This window comes from Terriglobus sp. TAA 43 (assembly GCF_000800015.1).
Lineage (GTDB): Bacteria > Acidobacteriota > Terriglobia > Terriglobales > Acidobacteriaceae > Terriglobus.
The window spans coordinates 1,339,409-1,363,120 of record NZ_JUGR01000001.1 but is presented as its reverse complement, the minus strand read 5'-3'; the positions used below and the strand labels follow the sequence as shown (position 1 = coordinate 1,363,120).

Genomic DNA, 23,712 nt, shown 5'->3' with positions numbered 1-23,712 from the left:
AAGCAGGGTACGAAATTTAGCGGCTGCGTTGGAGAATATGAATCTCCCGGTCATAGGGCGGCAGCCAGGTGCGGTATGGAACTGTTCCAAACGATGAGGGTTCCAGGCAGGGAACGATCTGGTGAGCCAGGAAAAATTCCGGTTTCACGACGGGAGTGCTCTTGTAGAGCAGCCCATAGCACGACTTCGGCAGGTCTGCCGGATACTCGGGCTTTGTCACCACATGCATTTCCGGCGGAAACGTGACTCGCGGATCCACGATCGTGCCAGCCAGGCGGATCTGCGTCATGCCATTAAATTCGTACCCCGCGTTGATGTGCTCCGGGGGGATACCTGCATCTCCAAGCCGCGCAACGGCAGTCAGGCGTGCGCGATGGCTCTCCAGCCAGTCATGCGTTCCCGCAACCGCAAACAAGGCCCATACAGCCAATGTTGCCCAGGCCATCGTGGGAACGCGTTTCCCCAGCCGTTCCTGATGCAGACGAAGCAGAACCAGAGCCGCTACGGGAAGCAGTGGCAGTAGGTAACGATCCAGCACCTGGAACCAGATGGCGCGCGGAATCAGCAAGCCGAGATAACCGACCAGCAGTCCACCAAGCAAAATGATTTGCGTGTGCCAGGAACTTGCGGCGGAGGGAGAGTCTGTTTTCTCGATCGCACGGGCATTCCACAGCGAAGCGGCTCCGGCAATTGCGATACCGACGATGAGATACGAACTCACAATGCGGGCGGTGTGCGAGAACAGCATCGGTTCCACACCCAGCAGCCAGCCAGCGGGGTAATCATAGACACCGAGATGTTCCACCACGTCCCCGGTCCACGGCATCCATCCCTTCTCAACAAGGTGAAATGCGACGAAGAAAGAGATCACCGTGACCGCTACTGTGGCTGCAGATAGCTTCAGCCAGCCGCGTACCGTCCACTGCGAACGTGGAGGAATCGCGGCTACAAACACCGGGAGTGCCAGCATCGTCAGGCACAAGAGTCCTGCCAGCTCCGTACCGGCAAGTTCGCGAAAGGAGCGAAGACCGAAGTGGCCCTGAACGAGAGGTTCTGGCACGGATAGTGGCTGATGCTTGAACCAGCGCAAGCAGGACGCGATGGAAGCGACGCTGATCACCCAGAGTGAGATTGCCAGGGCTACAACGCCCTTACGTCTGCGCAATAAAAAGGCCGCAGCGGGCATCATGGTCAGCGCACCCACCCACACGATTTGCCGCGCAGTGCCGCCGATCACGCTGGCGGCTGTGGCGAGTACTAACCACAGGTACACGCTGCGATCGGTGCGGCTATCGAGGGCGCGCAGTAATCCGTACCAGCACAGTGTCAGGGTTAGCAGTCCACCTGTATCTGTCATGAAGGTCGAAGACAGGGGAATGAAGACAGGCGACAGGCCTGTCAGCAATGTTGCAAAGATTGCATGGGAGCGGTTCAGTCCGGAGCGACGCATTACGCTATGCAGCAGTGGCATGCATAAGCCGGCCAGCACCAGCGTCGACAGATGCAACGGCCACACATGATAGCCAAACATCTTGACGAACAGCGCGCCCCAGGGAATCTGCCAGCCCAGCATTGCTGTCGCCCAGCCGTTGTAAACAAAGTGGCCGGTACGTGCGTAGATGAACGCCGTTTGGATATACGAGAAATCGTCGATCAATCCCATCTCAAGGAAGGGATGATCCAGCAGAATTGCGAGTACGACGATGAGTCCACAGAGCAGACCATCCCAGCGACCGCTTCGGGTCGCATCCGGACGCGTCATGCAGACTGTGTGCGGGAGAAGATTTTCTCCACCGTCCGCACATACGGTTTGTAGTCCACGATCGGCAGAATCAGCCGTTGCACCCGGTTATTCAGCAGGCTGAGCAACGATGTCAGCGAAGTAAAGAACGCCTGCAACACGATGATGATCAGGCTGAACGTAACCGTCGTGGCCCAACCGGGAGTGGCATATGCGGGCACGAACAATCGCAGCAGGATAGCGGTTGTCGATGCCACAACAGTGATGCCTGCTCCAACCAGTGTTGCCAGCAGCAATCGAACAAAAATCGTATCCGCATACACGCTGATGGCGCTGAACCCATGCACGATCAGCGAGGTGAAATTCATCTTGCTCTTGCCGGCATAGCGAGTCCCACGGTCAATGAACACCTGGTGGATCGGCAGGCGAGAACGCATGAGCGCGGCAGCAAGGTTGTTCCAAAGGTCCGGCAGCATCACCAGGCGCGAAGCGTATCCGGCAGAGAGCAGAGAGAAATTGCCGTGGCCAATCCGCTTGCCCGTCACTGCCTTAAAGACGTTCTTGTAGATGATGTACGACATGCGGAAGGTAAAGTTTTCCGAGCGCTTCCGCCGCGCACCAACCACGCAGAAATCCTTCTTGCCGCTGGTTGCCGCCAGCAATTCTGGAATTGTTTGCGGTGGGTCTTCGCCGTCGGAATCCATGATGAGCACGGCGTCCATATCCGCGGTATCGCAGGCCAGGCACAGGCCGCAAGCGATCGCGCGCTGATGTCCCACATTCGTGGACAGCCGCACGATCTCGACCTCTTCCAGCGATTGCAGATGCTCCACTGATGTCAGCATGCCCTCGGAGCTCTGAATGGAGCCGTCATCTACGGCGGACACTACCACTCGATACGGCAGGGCAGGGGCTACCGCGTCCAGCTCGCGAAGCAGGATGTTCAGGCTTTCCCAGTCATTGAAGACGGGTATCACGATGCGCAGGCGTTTAGGGGTTTCAATCGTCATGCGTGGCCTCATCATACGCGATGGCCATGACGAGAACGGCGGAACTGCCGTAAGCGCTATGAATTTTCAGCCACACCGTTGCGCCGGGATACAGCTTTGCAGCGAGAATGCGAAGCGCATCCTCGGCGGCGGCGTAGGCTTCTTAAACTGGTTCGCCGGCAGATTCCAGAATCAGTCTCAGCGATTTTGTTGCGCGATCCAGTGCGGTGCGTTCCTCAGCCCCCAGTTCAGAGAGGCGTTCTGCTAACCAGTCTGCACGGCGTTCACTCACGGCGCGAAGATACTGTGTTCCGGTTCGAGTGACGGACAGCCCCACGCGGCGGCGATCCACCTCTCCCTTTGCGGTTTCCCGCTGAACATAACCCAACTGCATCAGCCGCTTAATGTGGGCGCTCATTGCGGGGCGGCTCATCTGCTCCATGTCTGCCAGTTCTGACACACCCAGTCCGGGTTCTTCCCGAAGTGTGCCCAACAGTTGCATATCCACGGACGAGCTTCCACCGCGGAGAGCTTCCCGGCGAAGATGACGGCTAAGACGGAGAATCGAGGGGCGAAGTTCGGCGGCCAGTTTGACCGTTTTTTGTACCGAAGGCGTGATGTTACGCATGTGCTGCAAAACTCCCAACAGGTTCGGGGAAAAGGGAACTACACTCCCGAACCCACAACACACTACATCGCTTCTCGTTACAATGGCAATCGTTAGGCGGTAAATACGTGCGATTGCTGGTTCCCGCCCTTTGAAATGACTGAGATTGATGCAAACCGAAGGTCCGACCTCTCCGCGTCCCAGGAGCTGATAGAAGGTTTCCGCCAGGCAATGCGCCGTCTAGTGGCCACGATCACCATCGTGGCCGCAGGCGATGAGGATGGTAGAGCTGGCATGGTAGCTACGGCTGTTATGAGCGTTGCCGCCAACCCTCCATCGCTTGCTGTCGGAGTGAACCGCGACGCTGGCGTGTGGAAGGCCATCCAACGTAGCGGACGCTTTAGTGTCAACCTGCTCTCCAACACTCACACCAATCTGGTGCTGCCGTTCAGTGGTCAGCTACAGGGTGAGGAGCGTTTCACGCTGGGTGAATGGGAGACGCACCACACTTCCGTGCCTTATCTCGCCGATGCGGTAGTCACCCTCTTCTGCAAATCAGAAGCTTCTGTCGATTACGGCACCCACACCGTCTTCATCGGCGCTGTGGAGGACATCCGTTTCTCCTCAAACGCAAACGAGCCGTTGCTGTGGCGCAACGGCTCGTTTGCAAATGCGGTTTCGTTGGAAGACCTGATCGGTTAGCGAGCCGCGGGTTCTGCCAGTAGCTTCTCTACCAGTGCAAAGGTCTCTTTGCGCAGATCGACATAGGCTTGTCCCGTCGCAGGTCCGCTGAATCCAGCATGGATCTGTTTCACTAGACCGTCACGGCCAATGAAGAACGAGGTAGGCCACGCGTTCAGATTCTTGCCCTGCGGCAGCTTCGCATTCAAGTCATCGGGTGTGCCCATCAGTAGAACCGTATAGGGAATCTTGTACTTCGTCACGAATGAACGTAGACGTTCCGGGTTCTTCAACTGATCGTCTTCCTCAAACGACAGATCAACAATCTCCAACCCACGCTGGTGATACTTGTTGTAAAGCTCCACCAGCAACGGTGCTTCGTCGTGGCAGTTCGGGCACCAGCTACCGCCAATAGCGGCGATGACAACCTTGCCCTTGAATTCCGGATCGGTGCTGCTAACGATCTGCCCAGTCAGATTCGGGCCCTGGAAATGGAGCGGCTCTGCAGGATTCTCCAAGGTCGTCTGTTCCGTCGCTTCCGTGGGAGGCGCCAGCTTCTCCTTGCGTGCGTCCTCAGGGCGGCGCGCTACGTTGTTCTCCTTCGGGTCACGCGGATTGATCACCTGCAACGTGCCATCCGCATTCGGACGCAGGGTGTAGATAGTCGCACCGAAATCACCAAAACGACTGACGTGATATTCGCCTGCGGCCTCATCAAACCGGCCGAACAGAGCGCCGCTGTCGCCATCAATGCGTTGGATCACAGCGCGGATCTCGCCGTCGCCACGGAAGGGTGCAACAGTCATCGTCCATGCGTCTTCGCCCTTGTCGCTCTTGGTGGGCAGGGCAATCTCCCACGTACCATTGATGGTTGTTCCCTTATGCGATCCTGTGGCCTTGGACGCCGCAGCGAACACCGTCGCAGGCTTGCCGTCTGCGTCGCGGTGCAGGGTTATGGTGTAAGGCTTCTTGATACGCGCACCGCCAAATGTGCCAGTGAAGGTGTCGCCGTGAATGTCGCCTTCGAGGGTGCGCGCAAAGGAGTGGAACTGCAGCTTCAGGTGCGATCCGGTCAACGTGCCGCGGCTGGAAGGCGAGCGCAGGTCACCATTCAGGAACGTACCGGTGATTGAGCCATTCTTCGCGGGTGCAGAGAGATCCAGTTCCACCGGGATATTCGTTGTAATGTCGTTGCCGTTGTTGGTTACAACGGCGGTTCCGGCCCAGTGCCGAGCGGGACGCTGCGCCAGGGCAACGGATGCCGTCAGGGCTGCGGCGATCAGGGCGGTGGTGAATATCTTGGTGGTCATGGTAGTCGTGCTCTCCGGAAACAGTGGATGCGCGAGCGGCATGTCCCGATGCAACGGAGGAATCGCGACCAGCGCGCATACTCCGCATGTGCGGGGCGTAGCGTCGGCGCAGAGTAATGAAAAGAAAAGGGAAAGAGGTGACCCAGCGCGCTCGGCTACGAACAGCGGCGGCAACAACAGGTCTGGACAGGGATCGTCACAGAACCATTTTATCTTTCAAAAGGTGTCGTGGTCAACGCAGGGCAGGACTACTGATTCTGAGGCAGCATGGGGCTCACGGACAGCAGATTGCCCAACGTTCCGCGTTCCTGATCGCTGAACTGCTGGTGATACTGCGGCGAATTCAACATCTGGTTCTGCTGCTCTGGCGGCATGGATCGCAGTTCGCGGAAGGTGCGGGCCACTGCGCGACGACGATCGTCCGGCAGAGCACTCAACTGTCCCATGGCACCGCGCACCTGCACACGTTGCTGCGGCGACAGACGCTCCATGGCTTCGCCACGCTGAATGACCTTCTCCCGCTGCTGTGGCGGCATGCTATTCAGCCGATTCAGCCGGTCCTCCATCCTCTGCTGTGTCTGCTGAGGAAGCTGGTTGAATCCTGGTTCTTTCTGCAGAGCTTTTTGTTGCTGCTGCGGGCTCAGATTCTGGTGCTGTTGCATCCACTGACCCAGATGTTCACCACGCGGCCGCTGCGGCCCAATCACGGCACCCTGAGACTGCCCTGACTGTCCTGCGAAACCATTACCGCCGGGACGACCGCTCATCTGCTGCCCACCCTGCTGAGGCATTCCTCCAGGGCGCACACCGTTCGAGCCTCCATAATTCGGCGCACCGCCACCGTAGTTCGGCGCATGAGGAGCACTGCTTCCGCCGTAATTCGGAACATGGGGAGCGCCACCGCCAACGTTCGATGGGTGAGGAGCGCCACCGCCAGAAGAGGGCTGTCCGTGCTTTCCCTGAGCCATGCAGGTAGTTCCCAATGCCACAAACAGAGCCGCGACGGCAGTCTGTCGCAGCTTGAAAGTAGTCATCGAGAAACGCGAAATCATGGCTTCAATGTCCGTATTAACAAATGTTTACAGATAATAATAAAAGTATTGGTTTATCCCTGCGGCGAGTCGTCATCCAGCAGCTGGCTCATGCTCTGGATCGCCTGATCGTTGTTATCCAGGATTTGCAAGTCCTGAACCGTTGCTGAAATCGAAGCAGGATGTTGCGGTGCGGAGAGATGTGTCATCTCAAGATATCCGCCACCCACGCCCACCAGCAGCAGGGCAAGCGAACCCACCATGACCGGCTTCATGAAGTTGCTGTTGCCAAAGAGCCAGCGATCGCGCAGCCGCGCGAACAGGCTCTCAGGCGGTCGCTGCGTCTCCTCTCGGAAGCGCGCCATCATCTTGCCGTCAAACCACGGCGACGGCTCCGGAGCTTTCCAATCGTCCAGCAGGGCCATCATCTCCCTCATGGCCTGCTCATCGCTCACCGAATTTTTCTTGGCAGAAAACATCGCAATATCCCTCAAACCTTAGTTACGTTACACAAACTCTTTTAGTCGCTCGCGCAGTGTCTGGTAGGCGCGAAACAGCAGAGATTTCGTTGCAGACTCGCTCAACTTCAGTACGGCGCCAATCTGCTTGTAATCCATCTCTTGGTACTTGTGCATCAGCACGGCCATGCGCTGGCGTTCCGGCAGGGCCAATACGTGCGCCTTGATCGCTTTCATCCGTTCGTCCCGCAGCAGGTCGGCTTCCACGTTGGGCGTTACGTCCGCCACGTCATGCATGCTGCCGGTTTCCGGATCCGGTTCATCCAGGTGGATGGTCGGAGCGGTCCGCTCGTTCTTGGTGTCGCGGGCGTAGTTTACCGCCAGATTCGTGGCAATGCGATACAGCCACGTCGTGAACCGGGCTTCAGCGCGATAGGTTTCGCGGGCACGATACACCCGCAGAAATACCTCCTGCGCCATCTCCTCCGCCACTGCCTGGTTGTGAACCATGCGGAACATGAAGTGAACGATCGGGCGGCGATACTTGTTCATCAGGTACTCAAAGCAGTCCAGATCGCCTGCCTTCAGCCGGAGCATTACATCCGCGTCGCCTGTCTCAGACGCCTTGCCTGCCGTGGCTACCGCGTTCAGATCAGCCGCCAGACCCTTACCGCGGACGTCCTGATCGACCTCCGCACCGCCCAGCATTCCCGGATTCAGCGCCAGCGTACCCATATCTTCTCCGACCCCATCGGGGTCAGATTGTTGCGCTTCCGGGGAATTTTCTGTCTCTTCGGCGGCCTCTTCCGGCTCGATTACGTCGAGCGAATCCTCAGACCCACGAAAATCGTGGCCATTCTCTGGCTCTTCCTGTCCGGGATGGGGGCTCTGCTTGCGATTCATGTTTCATGCGGGCCCCTTCGGACACGCTCATCTCCTGTGTTTGTACCCGTTTGCAACTCTTTCGCAAAGTGCAAAAGCGAGCACGCGCGAGTTCCAGAGATAAGATGCTCCAGAACGCAAAAGCCGCCTCCTTCTATCTTAAGGAAGTGAAGGCGCTTGCGTGTTCATCGTCGTTTTGCGGACAGATGCTGTAATAAGCGCTAAAGATGGCCGTTCGTCGATGCATCTCTGCATCCAAAGGCCATCAGGCCAGTCCGCCGAAAGATGCTGACGAGGGGATAAGGAAATTTTGAAGGCACGCATTACCAGCATCTTTCAGTCCGGCGAATTCGTGAGGTTTCTCCTGGTCGGCGTCTGTAACACACTGTTTGGTTACGTTTGCTACGCGGCATTTGTGGCGGTGTACAAACACTTCCTTCCGCAACACATGTTGTACCTGACGGTGGATCTTGCATCCATCACAGCCACGCCGCTCGGCGTCACTTTTTCTTTCCTCACGTATAAGTTTTTCGTCTTTAAGACGAAAGGGAACTATCTTCGCGAGTGGCTTCGCTGTCTTATGGTCTATGGAGCTGCGTCGCTCCCGAATCTGATTCTGTTGCCTTTGGTGACGAAGCTGCTGATGACGGTGCAGGCCGCGCGCGGTGTTGCGCCTTATCTTGCTGGTGCGATCGTGATGGGTGGTGTGGCCCTCTTTACCTACGTGGCACACAAGAAGTTTTCCTTTGTTCCGGGTAAGCCTACCCAGCCGTTAGAGCCAACAGGCGCACTTTCCTAATTTCCTTCCAGTTCAAACAGCGGCAAATTGCCCTGTCATACTTGTGAGACATCCACGAAGGAAGGCGGTCGTGTGCGCAGGGTTATCGTTACCGGTGCAAATGGATTTATGGGATTGGCCCTGACGCGCCGTTTACTGGCGGAAGGGGCAGAGGTTCACGCATTCACCGGCAGGAACCACGACTCCTTAGAGAGAGAAGCGTCAGGGGCTGAGATTCATTCGCTGCACGGACGGCCTCTGGAGGCCGCGGAACTCGTCCGGCAGATTAAGCCTGAGACGATCTTTCATCTCGCAACGGTCGTCGCAGAACCGAACGATGCAAACGGACTTGGTGCTCTGCTGGAGGCCAACATTTCACTGGGAGCCAGCCTGTTGCAGGGTGCTTCGCAATGCACCAAGCCACCTGTGTTTGTGAATGCCGGATCGTACTGGCAGTTCGACACCGACGGCTCGCACCTCCCCAACACGCTCTATGCAGCCACTAAGCAAGCGTTTGATGAGCTGTTGCAGTACCACCGCAGAAAGTATCGGGTTCCAGCAGCGACGTTGATCTTGTACGACACCTTTGGTGAGGCGGACACGCGGAAGAAGCTTTGGCGAAGCCTGCTAACGAGCCCTGCCGGAACTGATTTCGCACTGTCTCCCGGCGAACAGCGCATTCACGTTGTCCACGTGGACGATGTTGTGGAAGCCTTTTTGCATGCAGCTTCGTTGTTGCGTGAGGAAAAGCTTGAGGGCTCGCACTATTCAGTACACTCATTGCATCCACGTTCCCTTCGTGAATTAGTGGAGTCGATAAATACAGCCGCCGATCTGCAGCTCAGCCTGAAGTGGGGCGCCTTGCCCTATCCGGCAGATCAGAAGTTTGAACCGTACGTTGGTGAGCCTCTGCCCGGCTGGTCGCCGCGTGTTGATGTGCTCGACGCCATGGTTCGTTACGGACGCAATGCAGCAACGCTGCAGGAGGAAAAAGCCCGCTGATGGAAGGAACGAAAGTGCATCCCCTAATCTCTTTCGTAGTTCCCGTATTTGACGAAGAGATGAACATCGAGCCGTTCTATCAGGCAGTCTCAGCCGCGATTGCGCCGCTGGAAGATCGCTACCGGTTTGAGTTCGTGTTCACGGACAATCACAGTACCGATGCTACTTTTCAGTTGCTCAAAGCTCTGGCGCAGCGTGACTCACGCATCAGCGTCTTCCGGTTCTCACGTAACTTTGGCTATCAACGTTCCATCATGACGGGCTATGCTCGCGCACGTGGCGATGCCGCCATTCAGCTCGACGTCGATCTGCAGGATCCTCCCGAACTGGTAGGCCGTTTCCTGGAGGAGTGGGAGCGCGGTGCAGACGTTGTCTACGGCGTACGTGTGAAGCGTCAGGAGTCGTGGTTTATCAACGTGCAGCGCGGCATCTTCTATCGCATGATTGATCTTCTGAGTGAAGACAAGATCCCCGTAGATGCAGGCGATTTCCGTCTTATCAGTCGCCGAGTTATCGATCTCCTCAAGACCTATGAAGATGCGCAGCCCTATCTTCGAGGCACTATTGCCACGCTAGGCTTCACACAGGTAGGCATTCCGTATAGCCGCAATGCGCGCGAACGTGGTGAAAGCAAATTCAGCTTCTCCAAGCTGATCAGCCTTGCTCTGGATGGCATCCTGAACCATTCCACGGTGCCACTACGCCTTTCCACATACTTCGGATTGACGGTGTCGTTTCTGACATTGCTTTCGATCGGTGGTTACATCGCTGCAAAATTCATAACGGGTGCAACATGGCCTGCGGGCTTTGCCACGCTGGCTGCTCTCATCCTTGCGTCGTTAAGTATTAACGCGATGCTTCTCGGCATTATCGGCGAATATCTTGGCAGAATGTATCGGCAAGTTAAGAAGCAGCCACTGACGATTATTGAAAACGCAGTCGTAGGATCTGATCTTGACGCACGTGGAGCGAATCAGCGCTAAGTTGCTGTAACGTGAGTAAGTCAACAATAAGGGGCATGGCTTAAGCCATGCCCCTTATTGTTTCGCCACTTAAAGTACGTTTAAAGCAGGCTGTTCCTGTGTCGCATAGTCCAGAATGTTCTGCACCACATAATCGAGCATTGCATTCGATAGACCGGGGAATACTCCAATCCAGAATGTCTGGTTCATTACAAAGTCTGTGTTCTTGAGATCGCCAATTACGCGATGCTCGATGTTTGCGTAAGCGGGCTGCCGCAACAGGTTGCCAGCAAAGATCAGGCGCGTGTGGACAGCCTTGGAATCCAGATAGCGTGTCAGTTGATCGCGTGTGAAGCCTGCGTCTTCTCGAACACCAATCGGGAATCCGAACCAGCTTGGATCGGCATGTTCAGAGGCTTCCGGAAGAATGAGCTTGTCTGCAACGGGCTGCAGCGCCGCTTTTAGATATGCAAAATTTTCTTTACGACGCGCGATGAATTCAGGCAACTTGTCAAGTTGCGTAACACCAAGCGCTGCCTGCATGTCCGTACCCTTTAAGTTGTAGCCAATGTGGGAGTACGTGTACTTGTGATCGTAGCCGCAGGGCAGTGTGCCCAGTTGCCAATCGAAGCGCTTGCCGCAGGTGTTATCCACCCCGGGTTCGCACCAGCAATCACGGCCCCAATCGCGCCAGCTTTCAATCAACACGCGCAGCGCAGGCTTGTCTGTAAGAACTGCGCCACCTTCGCCCGTGGTGATGTGATGTGCGGGGTAGAAACTAACTGTTGCTATATCGCCAAAGGTTCCGACTTTTTGTCCGCGCCATGTTGCACCCAGTGCATCGCAGCAATCTTCCACGAGCCACAAGTTGTACTTCTTGCAGAACGCGGTGACGGCATCCAGGTCGAAGACATTGCCCAACGTATGAGCAATCATTACGGCCTTCACCTTGGGGCTGTAAGCCGCTTCCAATTGCGTTGTATCCACTTCATAGCCCGGCACTGTGACGTCAAGAAACACAGGCACAAGGCGATTCTGAACGATGGGATTGACCGTGGTGGGGAAGCCCGCAGCAACGGTGATGACTTCATCACCGGGCTTTAACTGTCGTTCGCCAAGTTGCGGAGAACACAGTGCGCTCAATGCAACTAGATTTGCAGAAGAACCGGAGTTCACAAAAGACGCAGAGCGCACGCCAACGAATCGCGCAAGCTTGCGTTCAAAGTCTTTAGCCCAGCGACCGGTTGTGAACCATCCATCAAGTGTTGCATCGACAGCAGCAACCATGTCTTCGGCGCGAATCACTTTGCCGGACACAGGCACCTTAGAAGTTCCGGGGACGAACTCCTTTGCTGGAAATGCAGCAGCGTGGTACTGCTGAACAAGATCGAGAATCTGGTTGCGCAGAGAAGCTGATTGTTCCGTGGACATTAGGCCAAGGATACAATATGCGCAACGATCGTCATACATCGAGGCCAAATGAAAGCTGTGATTCTTGCGGGTGGATTAGGCACCCGTCTTGCAGAAGAAACTTCAGTGCGGCCTAAGCCGATGGTAGAAATCGGTGGGCGTCCCATCCTTTGGCACATTATGAAAATTTATTCACAGCATGGCATTCATGACTTTGTCATCTGCTGTGGATACAAGGGATATGTCATCAAAGAGTTCTTCGCGAACTACTATCTGCACACATCGGACGTTACGTTTGATATATCGCAGAACAAAATGACAGTACATGCATCCGTCGCAGAACCATGGAGCGTTACGCTCGTGGACACAGGTGATGCCACAGGCACCGGTGGCCGACTGAAGCGAGTTAAAAAATATCTCAATCCTGATGAGCCGTTCTGTATGACTTACGGAGACGGCGTTGCGGATGTGGATATCACAGCGTCCATTGCATTTCACAAGAGCCATGGAAAGTTAGCCACACTAACTACTGTGCGCCCCGTTGCGCGTTTTGGCGCACTCGGTTTGAATGGAACGCAGATCACTGCATTCCACGAGAAGCCTTCCGGCGAAGGTGGCTGGATCAATGGCGGCTTCTTTGTACTGGAACCATCTGCTCTGGATTCCGTCACGGACGATGCGCAGATGTTTGAACGCGAGCCGATTGAAACGCTGGTGGCGCAGGATCAAGTACGTGCTTATTACCACCACGGTTTCTGGCAGGCCATGGATACACTGCGTGACAAACAGCATCTGGAAGAGCTCTGGCAATCAGGCAAAGCTCCCTGGAAGACTTGGTAAGTCGCATACAGCCGCACACAGCAAACCCGAAAGGAAATCCGTGACAGCAAGCAGCAAGTGGGCAGGACGCCGTGTCTTTTTGACCGGCCACACTGGGTTCAAGGGCGGATGGCTTGCCCTTTGGCTTACTCGGCTAGGCGCAAATGTACGTGGCTATGCGCTGGATCCGTATACGAATCCCAGCCTGCTCGAAGCTGCGCGGATTCCTTCGCGTGTAGAAGACGTGCGCGGTGATCTTCGCAATGGTGCACAACTCGAAAAAGCCGTCACCGAGTTTCAACCGGAGGTGGTGTTTCATCTCGCCGCGCAACCGCTGGTGCGTGCCTCGTATGTCGATCCCATTGGCACTTATGAAACCAATGTGATTGGCACAGCGCGGTTGTTAGATGCAGTGCGTCGCACGCCTTCGGTGCGTGCTGTTGTCTCCGTGACGACAGACAAGTGCTACGAAAACAAGGAATGGCACTGGGGATATCGTGAAACCGATCCGCTCGGCGGCTATGATCCCTACTCCAGCTCGAAGGCGTGTGCGGAGATTGTGTCCGCCGCATATCGCCAGTCGTATTTTCCGGTAGAGAAGTGGAGTGAACATCGCGTTGCCATAGCAACGGCACGTGCGGGTAATGTTATCGGCGGTGGTGACTGGTCAGATAATCGTCTCATCCCGGACTTGGTGCGAGGCTTCCTCAAAGGCGAGCCTGTGCTCATCCGCCGTCCTCATGCCATTCGCCCCTGGCAGCACGTGATGGAGCCTTTGGCGGGATACATCCGTCTTGCCGAACATCTGCTGCAGCCGGATGCTACCCGATACGCTACCTCGTATAACTTCGGTCCTAGTGACGATGATGCACGTCCCGTATCGTGGATTGCAGATCATCTTGCAAAGACGTGGTCCAACGATGCCAGGTGGGTGTTGGACCAAGATGCTGGTGTGCACGAAGCGGGTTATCTCAAACTTGATTCCAGCCGTGCGCGTGCCGAACTCGGTTGGCGTCCACGTCTGCATCTTGCTGATGCATTGGATTGGACGCTCGACTGGTTCCGTGCCCATGCGGCAGGTGAGGACATGCAGCAGTACACGCTTCAGCAGATCGAAGCATACGAAGCTCTGTAATGACAACATAGTCCTGTTCGTTTGGCATCCTGCGTCGTAGCATGGGAGCCATGCATACCGATGGTCTGATGATTGTGCAGGGCGGTGGGCCCACTGCTGTGTTTAACGCAAGCCTCGCAGGCATTGTTGCTGAAGCGCAGCAGCTTCGCTTCAGCAGCATCTACGGCGCGCGCTTTGGCATGAAGGGCCTTTCCTGTGGCGATGTGATCAACCTCACCTCGCTGACGCCAGACGCACTGGAAGGCATCCGTCTCAGCCCCGGCGCTTCACTCGGAACGTCGCGCTTCAAGCCCTCAGGGGAAGATCTCGATCGTTGCATCCAGGTGCTGCAATCGCACGGCATTGGCCACATGATCTTTCTGGGTGGCAACGGCACCATGAGCGGAGCGCAACGTTTCCAGGAGTACTGCGCTTCACGCGGCCTCGCTCTGCAGGTGATGGGTGCGCCAAAGACCATCGACAACGACATCAATGCAACCGATCGTTGTCCGGGCTTCGGCAGCGCCGCTCGTTACGTCGCGCAGTCCATGGTTGACCTTTCCATGGACCTGCAATCCCTGCCGCAGCCAGTCTCCATTATGGAGACGCTCGGGCGCGATGTTGGCTGGCTGGCCGCAGCTTCCGTGCTGGCAAAGCAGCATTCTGACGATGCACCACACATCGTTTGCATCCCGGAAATCCCCTTTGTGATGGACGATTTTCTGCAACGCGTAGACGCTACCGTGAAGCGCATCGGCTGGGCCTCTGCCGTCGTATCGGAGGGAACCTGTTATGCCGATGGCACGCCGGTCTTTGAACAGGTGCCGCCCTCCGGTGGCAAGATACCCTTGCGTCCTCTCATCGGTGGAGTTGCCCAGCATCTGGCCGGCTTGCTGGCAGAGCGTCTGGGCCTTCGCTGCCGCAATGAAAAGCCCGGTCTCATCGCTCGGTCCGCATCGCCGTATGTTTCCTTGCAGGATCGTGCTGATGCAGAACTCACCGGCCGCGAATGCGTTCGCGCTCTGGCCGCAGGAGCCAGCGGTTACATGGTTTCTTTGTGTTCCGTCGGTAGTGATCCAGCCTTTGAATTGATACCGCTTACAGAAGTAGCAGGCCAGCATCGCGCCATACCGAAGGAATGGCTGCGTCACGACGGCCTCGCCGTGAACGATGCATTCCTTGAATACGCACGTCCCATCGTCGGGCCGCTGCAACGATATCCTGCATCGCTCAGCGGCCATCCCGCGCAGTAACTTACGACACCTTCGGCAACAGCTTCAGCGCGTTCTCTCGATACACTTTGCGCAGAACATCGTCCGGCAACGACAGGCCATAGATATTCCATCGGCCCTGTCGTGAAGCATGCGAAGGATAGGGGAAGTACTCATCCGCTGTTTCCAACATGCGGTAATACAGCCGATACATCTCTGTCTCTGGCAGGAGATCGCTGCCAAACAGGATGCGGTCGGCATACTTCAGGAAGAACTCCCGAGCGCGGAACGGCTGCCGCCCCAACTCAGAAGCACGCGCGCTGATGTCCACCATCAGGTTCGGCAGGGCATCCATCTGTTCGCACAGATAGCCCAGATCCTCGCTGCTTTCCGCGCAGTGTGCGCCCACAAACGTAATGCCGGGATGCCGTGCAATCACACGATTGCGCTGCTCCAGCAACGCACGCTTCGGCACCGGCGAATCGCTGAATCCCCAGTCCGGGTGCGCCGCCAACTCCTCATAGCGTTCATTGAAACGATCAATCGGATCAAAAAATGCCGTCGGGTCAGCCGTATGAAACATAACCGGTAATTGCAGCTTTTCGCATTCTTCAAAGATGGGAATCCAGCGCTCATCATCAATGCGCAATAAATTGCCATCCTTGCCGCGGATGGTAAGGCCCATGTCTTTCCAGAACTTGATGCCGACAATCCCATGATCCACAAGCCGCTTCAGACGATCGGCCGTGACATTGACGAAGTCATCGCGCTCCACACCAGACCAGTCCATCCATCCAATGCTGGAGAAGCGAGGTGACGCAGAGTGATAGCGATCAAGGATGGCAATGGCCTCATCGCCCACCTTCATGGTGATGTTGATGATGTGCTCCACACCGCAGCTATCCATGATGCGCAACACATCTTCAGGCTGCATGGAGTCGAGGTGATTGTGATAATCGATCACAGGAAAGCGCGGCATCAAAGGCGTATTGTCCGGTGTCACAAGTGCCGACTTCGGCTGAAACTCGCCCAGCGGGAGCGAAACCTCCGCGGTGGCACTTACCAATGCAACAAACTTGTCCTGCTCCGTCATGGGTGCGCTCCGTCCTCCAGCCTGCTGTCGCGGCAAGTGTAAGTAAAGCAGATACAACAGCAGATGTGCTACGCAAACCCATCGAGAATGCTGCGCTGCGTTATCCTTGCTCCTGAGTGGCTCATGAATTTTGCGAGCCTATCCCGTCCTTGGAGTCACCGCATTGTCTTCCGGCAGCAACGCATCTTCGTGGTCGCAATCATCCACTATCACAGAGCTACTTCAGCGCGCAGAACAGAAAGACGGACTGCGCGACACGTTGCGAGAGATACTGCAACAGCCCGAAACATGGCGTGAGACTGTAAGCAGAGTGAAGGCTGCGCTACCGCATTACACGGCTGTTCTCGATGGGCTACAAGCTGTCCTTCTTACTGGCTCTGGCAGTTCCGAATACGCCGCGGAATGTGCCCGCACAGCCTTTCAACGATTGTTTCCGATCACCGCGCAATCCATCGGTTCAGGTGCCTTGCTGACGGATAGCATTTCCGTCCTGCCACAGTCACGACCAGCGTTGATGATCCACTTTGCGCGTTCCGGTGACAGCCCAGAGAGTGCTGGCGCGCTTAAGGCCATGCTGCATGACGATGAGCGAATTCGTCAGCTTGCAATCACGTGCAATGCTGAGGGGAAACTTGCAAAGACCGCAGCCCGCGATGGCCGTCTGAAGGCTCTTACGCTGGACGCACGCACCAATGACCGTAGCCTGGTTATGACCAGCAGCTTCACCAACATGGTGCTGGCAGCCATTGGTATGGCATCGCATGCCGACGCAGAAGCCTATGTATCCTCTGCGGAAAAGCTCGCCACTGCTGCGGAAACCATCCTCACCACAGCATTCGAAAGCTTCTATACGTCGTCACTGCAAACATGCTCTCGTGTCTTCTACCTCGCTGATCCAGCCACTTTCGGCGCAGCACGCGAAGCTGCTTTGAAAATGACAGAGATGACCGCGGGGCGCGTGATGACCGTGGCAGAAACGTATCTCGGCCTGCGCCACGGGCCCATGAGCGCTATTCACAAAGACGCATTGATCGTGTGCTTCCTATCGGCCGAGCCACTTGTTCGCGCGTACGAAGAAGACCTCATCAGAGAACTCAATGCGAAAGAACTGGGCGCGGCGAAAATCTTTATCGGTTCCAGTGTGCCGCGCGAACTGGTTCACAAGGAAGACATCGTGATTGAAAGCGAAGTCTTTTCGCAAATATCCGTCGCATTCCATTCATTGCTTCACGTCGCTGCAGGACAGGTGCTCGCGTTCTATCGCTGCTTGCACGAAGGGTTAAAGCCAGACGCACCTTCTGAAAGCGGCGTAATCAATCGCGTCGTGCAGAAGTTTCAGCTTCACGGCGCAGCAGCGGAGCAGTCTTAATGAGCAATAAACGTTTCGATGTAGCTATCGCCGGCGAAATCAATCTCGACCTCGTGCTCTACGGCCTTCCAGAAGTGATGCCCTGCGAAAGGGAACTGCTTGCGGATAACTTCGCCATGACACTTGGCAGTTCGTCCGCCATCCTTGCGCACAATCTTTCCACGCTCGGCATCTCTGTCACTATGGCAACTCTCGTAGGCTCGGATCCGCTTGGCGAAATTGCTCTGCAACGCCTGCGTGAGGCACATGTTGATCTCGGTGGCGTTCGCCACACCGATGTCTGCAGTACCGGCGTAACGCTGATGCTGCCGCATGGTAAAGAGCGCCACACCCTCACCTATCCCGGCACCATGGCGAAGATGTCGCTGGCTGATCTCGATCTGGATTATCTGTCGAACGCACACCACTTCCATCTCTCGTCGCTGTATCTTCAGACCGCACTTCGTCTTGACGTGCCTGAACTCTTTCGTCGCATGAAGTCTGCAGGGCTGACGACCTCCCTTGATACAAATGACGATCCCGACGACCGCTGGGAAGATCTTCTGGATACCGTGCTTCCTCTCGTGGATATCTTTATGCCCAACGAAGATGAAGCTCGCCGTATGACGCGCACCACTTCAGCAGAAGCCGCGATTGAAATACTCGGAAACATCGTGCCACTCGTTGCAGTGAAGTGCGGGAGCCGTGGAGCACTCGTTCGCTCCGCTGGTGTCGTGCAGGAAATCGCACCAGTACCCGTTACGCCGGTCGATACTGTCGGCGCAGGCGATAGTTTCAACACAGGATTTCTCTTCGGCTATCTTCGCGGTATGTCACCTGCGGCTGCTGCGCGTTGCGGCAACATTTGCGGTGCTTTATCGACGCAGCGCTCCGGCGGCACCGAAGCCTTCCGTGACAAAGCGTTGCTCGATTCTTTCCTGGCCGCCCAGGGCGGTCTCGCACAGGCTTAACGCGAGTGGCTTTCCAGCGCCTGCTGCATGTTGCTGTAAAAGCGTGCAGCGGCCGCTTCCGTCTCGCGCCCCAACCGGCTGCTGCGTACCAACTCCTCGCGATAATCCTTGCCAAAATCAAACCATGCAGATTGGAGTAGTGTCTGCATGGTCGCAAGATCAGCGGATACCTCCGCGCGCATCGCAGACATCGCGGGAGCCTTTGCCGATGCAGTCATTGCGTCCGCATTATGAACCACGCGATTCCGTATCACCTTAAGCGCATGCGACGTACGCACAGGCCATATCTGGTCAAACACAAACAACATCACAAGGATGCCCAGTGCAATGCCGAACACGCGATCGCGCGCTGGTGCAATCTGGCTTGCCGCACCAAATCCCGAAAGATCTGTAATGAAGAACGCGAAGGCAATCTGCACGCCCGTATAACCAATGCGAGGGCTGCGTGATACCCAAGCCGACAGAAGGCAGACGGACCCCGTGACCAGCACCAGCGATGTGATTGAGTCCATGTTCGGAAACAGCAGCGATTCCACAAGAATCGCCAGCGCGCCACCAATGGCCGCGCCAAATAAGCGATACAGTTGCTTCTGCTTCATCGCGCCGGTCGAAGTCAGTCCCGTAAAAAGCACGGTCACAACGCAGGTCAGAATACCCGGCCAGGCCACCGCGTTGTAAAGGATGTAGCAAACACTCGCACTCAACGTGAGCTTTAGCGCATACAGCGCCGCATCCGGTGAAGTGAAAGCATCGGAGTGAAAGAAGCGGAAACTCCTCGCAGGCGCGGGAGCATCATGACGAATCGTCACGCCTTCCTGGGCCACATTACAGTAGAGGTTCAGCTCAGTAAAGATGCGACGTAGTCGTTCCGGTGCATCGGCAGAGGGTGCCTCGGGCTTCTTTAGATGTTGATCGAGAATGAAGTCGCACTGCTCTGCGATACGCAGATGCGCTTCCGCGGCATTTGCATTTGTGTCAAAGCCGGCAAGATTGCTCTCCTCCATGACACGTGCAAGCACGCCAATGCGGAAATGAACACCCGGCGGCATCCGCCGCGGAAATCTGCTGCGAACTTCTTCATACAGTTGGTTTAGTTTCAGATCACCTGCGTGACTGTATTGCACCAACTGATGGTGCAGTGCAGACATGCCAGCCTTCTTTGGCATCTCTGCTTGTTCGCGATGAAATGCGGCAAGCAATCTGATCCGCTTCGTTAGTTCCTCAGCAAGTGCATCTGCGGGATGCCGCGAGCGCAGCAGGAAGTTCACCAGGCTCGCTGTTCCCAATGCCAACGCAAGCGAGGCAAGGTTGTAGAGCGTTGCGGTCACAATCGCATTCGCTGAACGATGCGTATCCCACGCGGATAGCGCTACAAATCCGTAGAAACCAAAGATAGTGAAGAACAGCGGAACACGTGTCGCTGTCATGCAAAAGCCGGAGAACGACACCAGCAGCAGAAAGCCGAGAAAACGGAAGACCTCTGTTCCATCCGTTATCTGAACCCACACAAAACATGCAAGGGATGAAGCCGCCGCGCCTCCCCAAATCTGGAGAGTATTGCGCAGGGTTACTCCTGGGCTTTCGCGCTGCAGCATCAGAATCAGGGCCAGCGCTAGACCAATGCCGGGAACGCGCAACGTGTCTGCCAGTACCAACGCCGTCACCATGCACAGCGTGTCCTGCAACGATCCCGACATGCGGCCGGGATACGACTGCAGTTCAGATCGGATGACGCCGAAGATTCGCTCGAAGCGGCTCATAGATTTCTTAACGAACCACCGTGATGGCTGTGGCGCCAATGCGGAACGCGTTCGGATCGGGATTCAACACACGAATGCGAACAGGAAAGCGGGCGGACAGATGCACCCAGTTCAACGTGCGGTCTACATTTGGTAGTCCACCAACCACGCCGCCGTCTTCCGGAAACACGCCGCGTCCCACGCTATCCACCACGCCGTCATAACGACGGCTGGGTTGGTCCATCAAATACACGTCTACGTGTTGTCCTTCACGAATGTGTTTCAGCTTCGACTCGCGATAGTTCGCCAATACCCACCAGTGGCCTGTGTCTATGAGTGTGAAAATCGGTGTTCCCACATGGGCATACGCGCCCTGCGAGATATTCATGTTCGTTACATAACCATCGAAGGGTGCGCGAACGCCGGTCCAGGCCAGATTCAATTCCGCCTGATGCACCTTAGCTCCGCGTGCCGGTCGTTGAGCGATCAGCGTATCCAGCGTGTCAACCGCATGCTGTGCCTCACCCACCTTGGATTGGGCGGCCTGCAGATTTGCGCCTGCGGCTTGCTTCGAAGCTTCAGCCATCTTCTCCTGGGCTTGTGCCTGCAGCAGTTGCGACGCAGCCTGATGACTTGCTTCCTGTGCCACGCGAACTGCGGTCTGTGCCTGATCTACCTGTTGCGTGGTGACGTAGTGCTTTTCCAACAACGGTGCAATGCGGTCCAGGTCGTTCTGCGCATACTTCAGTTGGGCATCCGCAGAAATCTGCGCCGCATGTGCGTGCTCCACAGCAGCCTTTGCTGCCAGCACGGAACCTTCTGCTGCGGAGATGTTGCTCTGCGAACCAGCCACGCCAGCCTGCGCTGTACCCACGGCTGATTTCTCCGTGGCAATGCGCCTGCGTTCATCGTCAATCTGGCCTTCCAGCGAAGCCTGTTCGGAACGAGCCTGCTGCAGCGCGTATTCATAGGGGCGAGGGTCAATCTGGAACAGCAGATCGCCTTTGCGAACGGCCTGGTTGTCCTGAACATTCAGGGCCACAAGTCGCCCTTCTACTTCAGGTGCAAAGGCAATGGCATTAGCGCGTACCGTCGCGTCATCCGTGCGCGGATTGCGGTCCACAGACCAAACGGCGATCAGCAACACGACAACGGCTGCAGCGGCGATGAAGTATCCAATGCGTCGAACGGGAAACGTTGATTCCGGCATGGTGTGTGTCCTTATGCGAAGAGCAAGAGCCAGAGAAGGCATGTGAAAAGTGTCAACAGCGCGGGATACAGCAGGGCTGGATGTCCGAAGTCCTGCGCGGGGTAGCGCTTGCGAATCAGCAGATGCGTGAGCATGGTCAGCGCCACGCCAATCACCAGCGAAATCATCCAGCCGGGAAAGTACGAACCCACGATTTCTACGTTTGGGTTACGGCTGCAGCCGGTAAGAAACAGTGCTGCGAAGAAAGTAAGTCGCTTCATGGCCGGGCTCCCACGGCAAAGTTAAGTGCAGCAGCGCTCAGCGCCACCTGTGCATTCGCATCCACAACGGCCAGTCGTGCCTGTGCCAGTTGTTTCTCCGCCTGCACCACATCCACCAGCGAACGCACGCCATAACGGAATGCATCCAGAGAAGAGTCATATGAGATTTGTGAAGAGGACAGGAAACTCTGCGCGGCCTTCTGCTGTTCTTCCGCTGTTTGATAGTCCACGTACGACTGCCAAACCTCGCGCGTTACACGATCTTTTGTTGCTCGCTGTTCTTCAGCGGCAGCACGTTGTTCCGCCAACGACGCTGCGACCTCATGTTTGCGCGCACTGTTGAATATCTCCCACTTCAATGACACCGCAGCAGACCACGTCGTCACGTTGGCATAACCCAGCTTCCCGAAGTCAGCGGTTGGCCACGTTGCTGTTTGTCCACCCGTACCCACGAGTCGCGCGAAAGGAAGATACGCTGCATGTGCCACGCGAGTATTCTGCTGCGCCCGTTTCAATGCCTGAGCCCTCGCCAGCAGATCGGGGCGCGAACTCCATGCGGACTGAATGAGTTCTTCGACCTTCGAATCCACGGCGTCCGAAGAAACAGCGTCCGATTGCTCTGGCAATACAATTTCAATAGACGGCTCCACACCGACAGCTTCTGTGAGTGCAATTTTTGCCTTCTTCACAGCGCCTTCTGCCGAGGCAAGAGAGAATCGCGCTTCAGCCACACCGGCCTGCGCATTCTGAAGATCAGGTAGCGTGGTGCGCCCATTATCAAACTGTGACTGTGCGTTATCGCGCAGCGTCTCCGCATCCTGCAAGATGGTCTTAGCTGCGGAAAGACGACCTGCCTCGAGCTGCTCGCGGTAATACAACGCGGCCACGTTGTAAGCAATCTGCTGATGCGTGCGGCTTAGCGTCAGTGCACCGGCCACCTCCGTTGCCTTGGCTGCTTCCAGCTTTGGGCCTCGCGCAAAATTCAGCAGCGTATATTCCAATTCCATCTGCGCCGCTGCTACCGGCTGCTCGACGGTAACATAACCACGTGGCGCCAGTGGCTTGGGGAAGGGGACAATTGCTCGCACATCGCTACCCTGTGCAGCAAAAGCTAGCACAGGAAGATAGGATGCCCTCGCAATCCCTGCCTGCTCCATACTCGTCTTTGCTCGCGCCCAGGCGATTCTTCCCTCGGGACTGTTACTCTCCGCCAGGTCGATCAGCTCTGGAAGCGTGTAGGTGTGGTCGTGTTTCAATTCCTCTACCGGCAAAGCGAGAGCGCTCCCGATGCACTGTGCCGCATCACGCACGTTCGTCACTACAGCGCAGGAAACGTGCTGCGCCACAGCCGGTCCCGGACACCACAGCAGCGCCCCGGCTGCAATCAGAAGGCCCGTAATGAATACATCCGTTTTCATTGTGTACACCGTAAACTTAATGTAAGTATACGCCGTATACAAATAATGTGTACAGCGTATACTGGATTCGTTATGAAAAAAGAATCCGGCCAGGACTATTCCACTGACACGCTAAAGCAGAAGATCGTTCAGGCTGCGTCTCATCTCTTCACCTCGGGTGGCTACGACGCGCTATCCATGCGCCGGGTGGCGCACGAGGCAGGATGTTCCCAGATGGCAATGTACCGTCATTTCGAGAACAAGGAAGCACTGGTGCAACACATCTGTGCGGACCTTTACACAAAATTCGCAACACGTATCAACGGCGAAATCGCGGCAGAACCAGACGCTACTCGAAAGCTAGGACGTTTTATTGCGGCGGTACTGCAGTTTGCGGAACAGTACCCTGACCATTACTCTCTGATTTTTCTTGTGCGCCATGCAGACCCGGAGGTGGTGGCTACGCGTGAACAGCTTGGCCAGCAGTTCCTGGAAGGCATTGCGGGAATTGTACGGGAGGCGTTGCCGCCGGGAACTCCACTTACGCAGGTCAGGACGACGCTGCGTCGCATGATGGAGGTTCTTCATGGCACAACCGCACTGTGGATCGCCCACCCTACTGCTTACAAGCTAACGCGGCAGCGCGCCATGGAAGACGTGGAGGCCATCTGGAGACTTCTGCTAAATCAGTAACGTGTT

General features: G+C 56.3%; 23 protein-coding genes. 10 read left to right on the top strand and 13 right to left on the bottom strand.

Annotation, left to right across the window (positions count from 1 at the left end; translation table 11 throughout):
• Nucleotides 1–16: 16 nt before the first annotated feature.
• The 3 genes from M504_RS05695 to M504_RS05685 form a co-directional block, all read right to left on the bottom strand.
• Complete coding sequence (locus M504_RS05695) at nt 17–1,762, bottom strand: glycosyltransferase family 39 protein (RefSeq protein ID WP_047488929.1); 1,746 nt, start codon at nt 1,760–1,762, stop codon at nt 17–19.
• Nucleotides 1,759–2,751, bottom strand: a complete 993-nt coding sequence (locus tag M504_RS05690) for a glycosyltransferase (RefSeq protein WP_047488927.1) — start codon at nt 2,749–2,751, stop codon at nt 1,759–1,761. The genes M504_RS05695 and M504_RS05690 overlap by 4 nt, the downstream gene beginning before the upstream one ends.
• A 142-nt stretch (nt 2,752–2,893) precedes the next feature.
• On the bottom strand, nt 2,894–3,358 hold the full coding sequence (locus tag M504_RS05685; protein ID WP_052200451.1) for a MarR family winged helix-turn-helix transcriptional regulator: 465 nt from the start codon (nt 3,356–3,358) through the stop codon (nt 2,894–2,896).
• 210 nt (nt 3,359–3,568) lie between these two features.
• Here M504_RS05685 and M504_RS05680 point away from each other — a divergent pair, with 210 nt between their 5' ends.
• Nucleotides 3,569–4,039: a flavin reductase family protein gene (locus M504_RS05680; protein ID WP_052200450.1), complete on the top strand. Its 471-nt coding sequence runs from the start codon at nt 3,569–3,571 to the stop codon at nt 4,037–4,039.
• On the opposite strand, the gene M504_RS21110 is transcribed toward M504_RS05680, so the two are convergent.
• The 4 genes from M504_RS21110 to M504_RS21725 form a co-directional block, all read right to left on the bottom strand.
• On the bottom strand, nt 4,036–5,328 hold the full coding sequence (locus M504_RS21110) for a TlpA disulfide reductase family protein (RefSeq protein ID WP_198137532.1): 1,293 nt from the start codon (nt 5,326–5,328) through the stop codon (nt 4,036–4,038). The genes M504_RS05680 and M504_RS21110 overlap by 4 nt on opposite strands.
• Nucleotides 5,329–5,576: 248 nt before the next feature.
• The gene (locus M504_RS05670; protein ID WP_047488925.1) at nt 5,577–6,380 is read right to left on the bottom strand and encodes a DUF3106 domain-containing protein; all 804 of its coding nucleotides are present in this window, start codon (nt 6,378–6,380) and stop codon (nt 5,577–5,579) included.
• Between the two features lie 53 nt (nt 6,381–6,433).
• Nucleotides 6,434–6,838: a hypothetical protein gene (locus M504_RS05665; protein WP_052200448.1), complete on the bottom strand. Its 405-nt coding sequence runs from the start codon at nt 6,836–6,838 to the stop codon at nt 6,434–6,436.
• Nucleotides 6,839–6,865: 27 nt separating this feature from the next.
• Nucleotides 6,866–7,720: an RNA polymerase sigma factor gene (locus M504_RS21725; RefSeq protein ID WP_084214135.1), complete on the bottom strand. Its 855-nt coding sequence runs from the start codon at nt 7,718–7,720 to the stop codon at nt 6,866–6,868.
• A 289-nt stretch (nt 7,721–8,009) separates the two neighbouring features.
• On the opposite strand from M504_RS21725, the gene M504_RS05655 reads away from it, so the two are divergent.
• From M504_RS05655 to M504_RS05645, 3 genes are all read left to right on the top strand, one after another.
• Entirely contained in the window at nt 8,010–8,498 is a 489-nt protein-coding gene (locus tag M504_RS05655) for a GtrA family protein (protein WP_047488923.1), read from the top strand.
• 72 nt (nt 8,499–8,570) lie between these two features.
• Nucleotides 8,571–9,479 carry an NAD(P)-dependent oxidoreductase gene (locus M504_RS05650; RefSeq protein ID WP_156993574.1) on the top strand — a complete coding sequence of 303 codons (909 nt, stop codon included), beginning with the start codon at nt 8,571–8,573 and terminating at the stop codon, nt 9,477–9,479.
• Nucleotides 9,479–10,462, top strand: a complete 984-nt coding sequence (locus M504_RS05645) for a glycosyltransferase family 2 protein (protein WP_047488916.1) — start codon at nt 9,479–9,481, stop codon at nt 10,460–10,462. The genes M504_RS05650 and M504_RS05645 overlap by 1 nt, the downstream gene beginning before the upstream one ends.
• A gap of 69 nt (nt 10,463–10,531) precedes the next feature.
• On the opposite strand, the gene rfbH is transcribed toward M504_RS05645, so the two are convergent.
• Entirely contained in the window at nt 10,532–11,872 is a 1,341-nt protein-coding gene (gene rfbH / locus M504_RS05640; protein ID WP_047488914.1) for a lipopolysaccharide biosynthesis protein RfbH, read from the bottom strand.
• Nucleotides 11,873–11,920: 48 nt separating this feature from the next.
• Between rfbH and rfbF the strand changes: the two genes are divergently transcribed.
• Genes rfbF through M504_RS05625 form a run of 3 tightly spaced genes read left to right on the top strand, consistent with a single transcriptional unit; the run spans nt 11,921 to nt 15,037 of the window.
• Nucleotides 11,921–12,691, top strand: a complete 771-nt coding sequence (rfbF, locus tag M504_RS05635) for a glucose-1-phosphate cytidylyltransferase (protein ID WP_047488911.1) — start codon at nt 11,921–11,923, stop codon at nt 12,689–12,691.
• A gap of 40 nt (nt 12,692–12,731) precedes the next feature.
• On the top strand, nt 12,732–13,805 hold the full coding sequence (gene rfbG, locus M504_RS05630) for a CDP-glucose 4,6-dehydratase (RefSeq protein ID WP_047488907.1): 1,074 nt from the start codon (nt 12,732–12,734) through the stop codon (nt 13,803–13,805).
• Nucleotides 13,806–13,855: 50 nt separating this feature from the next.
• Entirely contained in the window at nt 13,856–15,037 is a 1,182-nt protein-coding gene (locus M504_RS05625) for a diphosphate--fructose-6-phosphate 1-phosphotransferase (RefSeq protein ID WP_052200447.1), read from the top strand.
• Nucleotide 15,038: 1 nt separating this feature from the next.
• Here M504_RS05625 and M504_RS05620 read toward each other — a convergent pair whose 3' ends face one another.
• Nucleotides 15,039–16,088, bottom strand: a complete 1,050-nt coding sequence (locus M504_RS05620) for an amidohydrolase family protein (RefSeq protein ID WP_047488905.1) — start codon at nt 16,086–16,088, stop codon at nt 15,039–15,041.
• A gap of 163 nt (nt 16,089–16,251) precedes the next feature.
• Here M504_RS05620 and M504_RS05615 point away from each other — a divergent pair, with 163 nt between their 5' ends.
• Together M504_RS05615 and M504_RS05610 are read left to right on the top strand one after the other, a co-directional pair.
• Entirely contained in the window at nt 16,252–17,457 is a 1,206-nt protein-coding gene (locus M504_RS05615) for an SIS domain-containing protein (RefSeq protein WP_052200446.1), read from the top strand.
• Nucleotides 17,457–18,407, top strand: a complete 951-nt coding sequence (locus tag M504_RS05610) for a carbohydrate kinase family protein (RefSeq protein ID WP_047488903.1) — start codon at nt 17,457–17,459, stop codon at nt 18,405–18,407. The genes M504_RS05615 and M504_RS05610 overlap by 1 nt, the downstream gene beginning before the upstream one ends.
• Here M504_RS05610 and M504_RS05605 read toward each other — a convergent pair.
• From M504_RS05605 to M504_RS05590, 4 genes are read right to left on the bottom strand one after another with little or no spacing between them, the layout of a single operon-like run.
• Complete coding sequence (locus M504_RS05605; protein WP_047488900.1) at nt 18,404–20,167, bottom strand: FUSC family protein; 1,764 nt, start codon at nt 20,165–20,167, stop codon at nt 18,404–18,406. The genes M504_RS05610 and M504_RS05605 overlap by 4 nt on opposite strands.
• A 7-nt stretch (nt 20,168–20,174) precedes the next feature.
• On the bottom strand, nt 20,175–21,356 hold the full coding sequence (locus M504_RS05600) for a biotin/lipoyl-binding protein (protein WP_047488896.1): 1,182 nt from the start codon (nt 21,354–21,356) through the stop codon (nt 20,175–20,177).
• Between the two features lie 11 nt (nt 21,357–21,367).
• On the bottom strand, nt 21,368–21,616 hold the full coding sequence (locus tag M504_RS05595; protein WP_047488892.1) for a YtcA family lipoprotein: 249 nt from the start codon (nt 21,614–21,616) through the stop codon (nt 21,368–21,370).
• Complete coding sequence (locus M504_RS05590) at nt 21,613–23,034, bottom strand: TolC family protein (RefSeq protein WP_052200445.1); 1,422 nt, start codon at nt 23,032–23,034, stop codon at nt 21,613–21,615. Before M504_RS05590 ends, M504_RS05595 begins: the two co-directional genes overlap by 4 nt.
• Nucleotides 23,035–23,106: 72 nt before the next feature.
• Here M504_RS05590 and M504_RS05585 point away from each other — a divergent pair, with 72 nt between their 5' ends.
• A complete protein-coding gene (locus tag M504_RS05585) occupies nt 23,107–23,706 on the top strand; it encodes a TetR/AcrR family transcriptional regulator (RefSeq protein ID WP_047488889.1) in 600 nt (199 codons plus the stop codon).
• The last annotated feature ends 6 nt before the right edge of the window (nt 23,707–23,712 follow it).

Bases quoted from the DNA above. Each gene is read 5' to 3' on its own strand.
- M504_RS05695 (WP_047488929.1), bottom strand. From the start codon at position 1,762: ATGACGCGTCCGGATGCGACCCGAAGCGGTCGCTGGGATGGTCTGCTC.
- M504_RS05690 (WP_047488927.1), bottom strand. From the start codon at position 2,751: ATGACGATTGAAACCCCTAAACGCCTGCGCATCGTGATACCCGTCTTC.
- M504_RS05685 (WP_052200451.1), bottom strand. From the start codon at position 3,358: ATGCGTAACATCACGCCTTCGGTACAAAAAACGGTCAAACTGGCCGCC.
- M504_RS05680 (WP_052200450.1), top strand. From the start codon at position 3,569: ATGCGCCGTCTAGTGGCCACGATCACCATCGTGGCCGCAGGCGATGAG.
- M504_RS21110 (WP_198137532.1), bottom strand. From the start codon at position 5,328: ATGACCACCAAGATATTCACCACCGCCCTGATCGCCGCAGCCCTGACG.
- M504_RS05670 (WP_047488925.1), bottom strand. From the start codon at position 6,380: ATGATTTCGCGTTTCTCGATGACTACTTTCAAGCTGCGACAGACTGCC.
- M504_RS05665 (WP_052200448.1), bottom strand. From the start codon at position 6,838: ATGTTTTCTGCCAAGAAAAATTCGGTGAGCGATGAGCAGGCCATGAGG.
- M504_RS21725 (WP_084214135.1), bottom strand. From the start codon at position 7,720: ATGAATCGCAAGCAGAGCCCCCATCCCGGACAGGAAGAGCCAGAGAAT.
- M504_RS05645 (WP_047488916.1), top strand. From the start codon at position 9,479: ATGGAAGGAACGAAAGTGCATCCCCTAATCTCTTTCGTAGTTCCCGTA.
- rfbH (WP_047488914.1), bottom strand. From the start codon at position 11,872: ATGTCCACGGAACAATCAGCTTCTCTGCGCAACCAGATTCTCGATCTT.
- rfbF (WP_047488911.1), top strand. From the start codon at position 11,921: ATGAAAGCTGTGATTCTTGCGGGTGGATTAGGCACCCGTCTTGCAGAA.
- M504_RS05625 (WP_052200447.1), top strand. From the start codon at position 13,856: ATGCATACCGATGGTCTGATGATTGTGCAGGGCGGTGGGCCCACTGCT.
- M504_RS05620 (WP_047488905.1), bottom strand. From the start codon at position 16,088: ATGACGGAGCAGGACAAGTTTGTTGCATTGGTAAGTGCCACCGCGGAG.
- M504_RS05610 (WP_047488903.1), top strand. From the start codon at position 17,457: ATGAGCAATAAACGTTTCGATGTAGCTATCGCCGGCGAAATCAATCTC.
- M504_RS05605 (WP_047488900.1), bottom strand. From the start codon at position 20,167: ATGAGCCGCTTCGAGCGAATCTTCGGCGTCATCCGATCTGAACTGCAG.
- M504_RS05600 (WP_047488896.1), bottom strand. From the start codon at position 21,356: ATGCCGGAATCAACGTTTCCCGTTCGACGCATTGGATACTTCATCGCC.
- M504_RS05595 (WP_047488892.1), bottom strand. From the start codon at position 21,616: ATGAAGCGACTTACTTTCTTCGCAGCACTGTTTCTTACCGGCTGCAGC.
- M504_RS05590 (WP_052200445.1), bottom strand. From the start codon at position 23,034: ATGAAAACGGATGTATTCATTACGGGCCTTCTGATTGCAGCCGGGGCG.
- M504_RS05585 (WP_047488889.1), top strand. From the start codon at position 23,107: ATGAAAAAAGAATCCGGCCAGGACTATTCCACTGACACGCTAAAGCAG.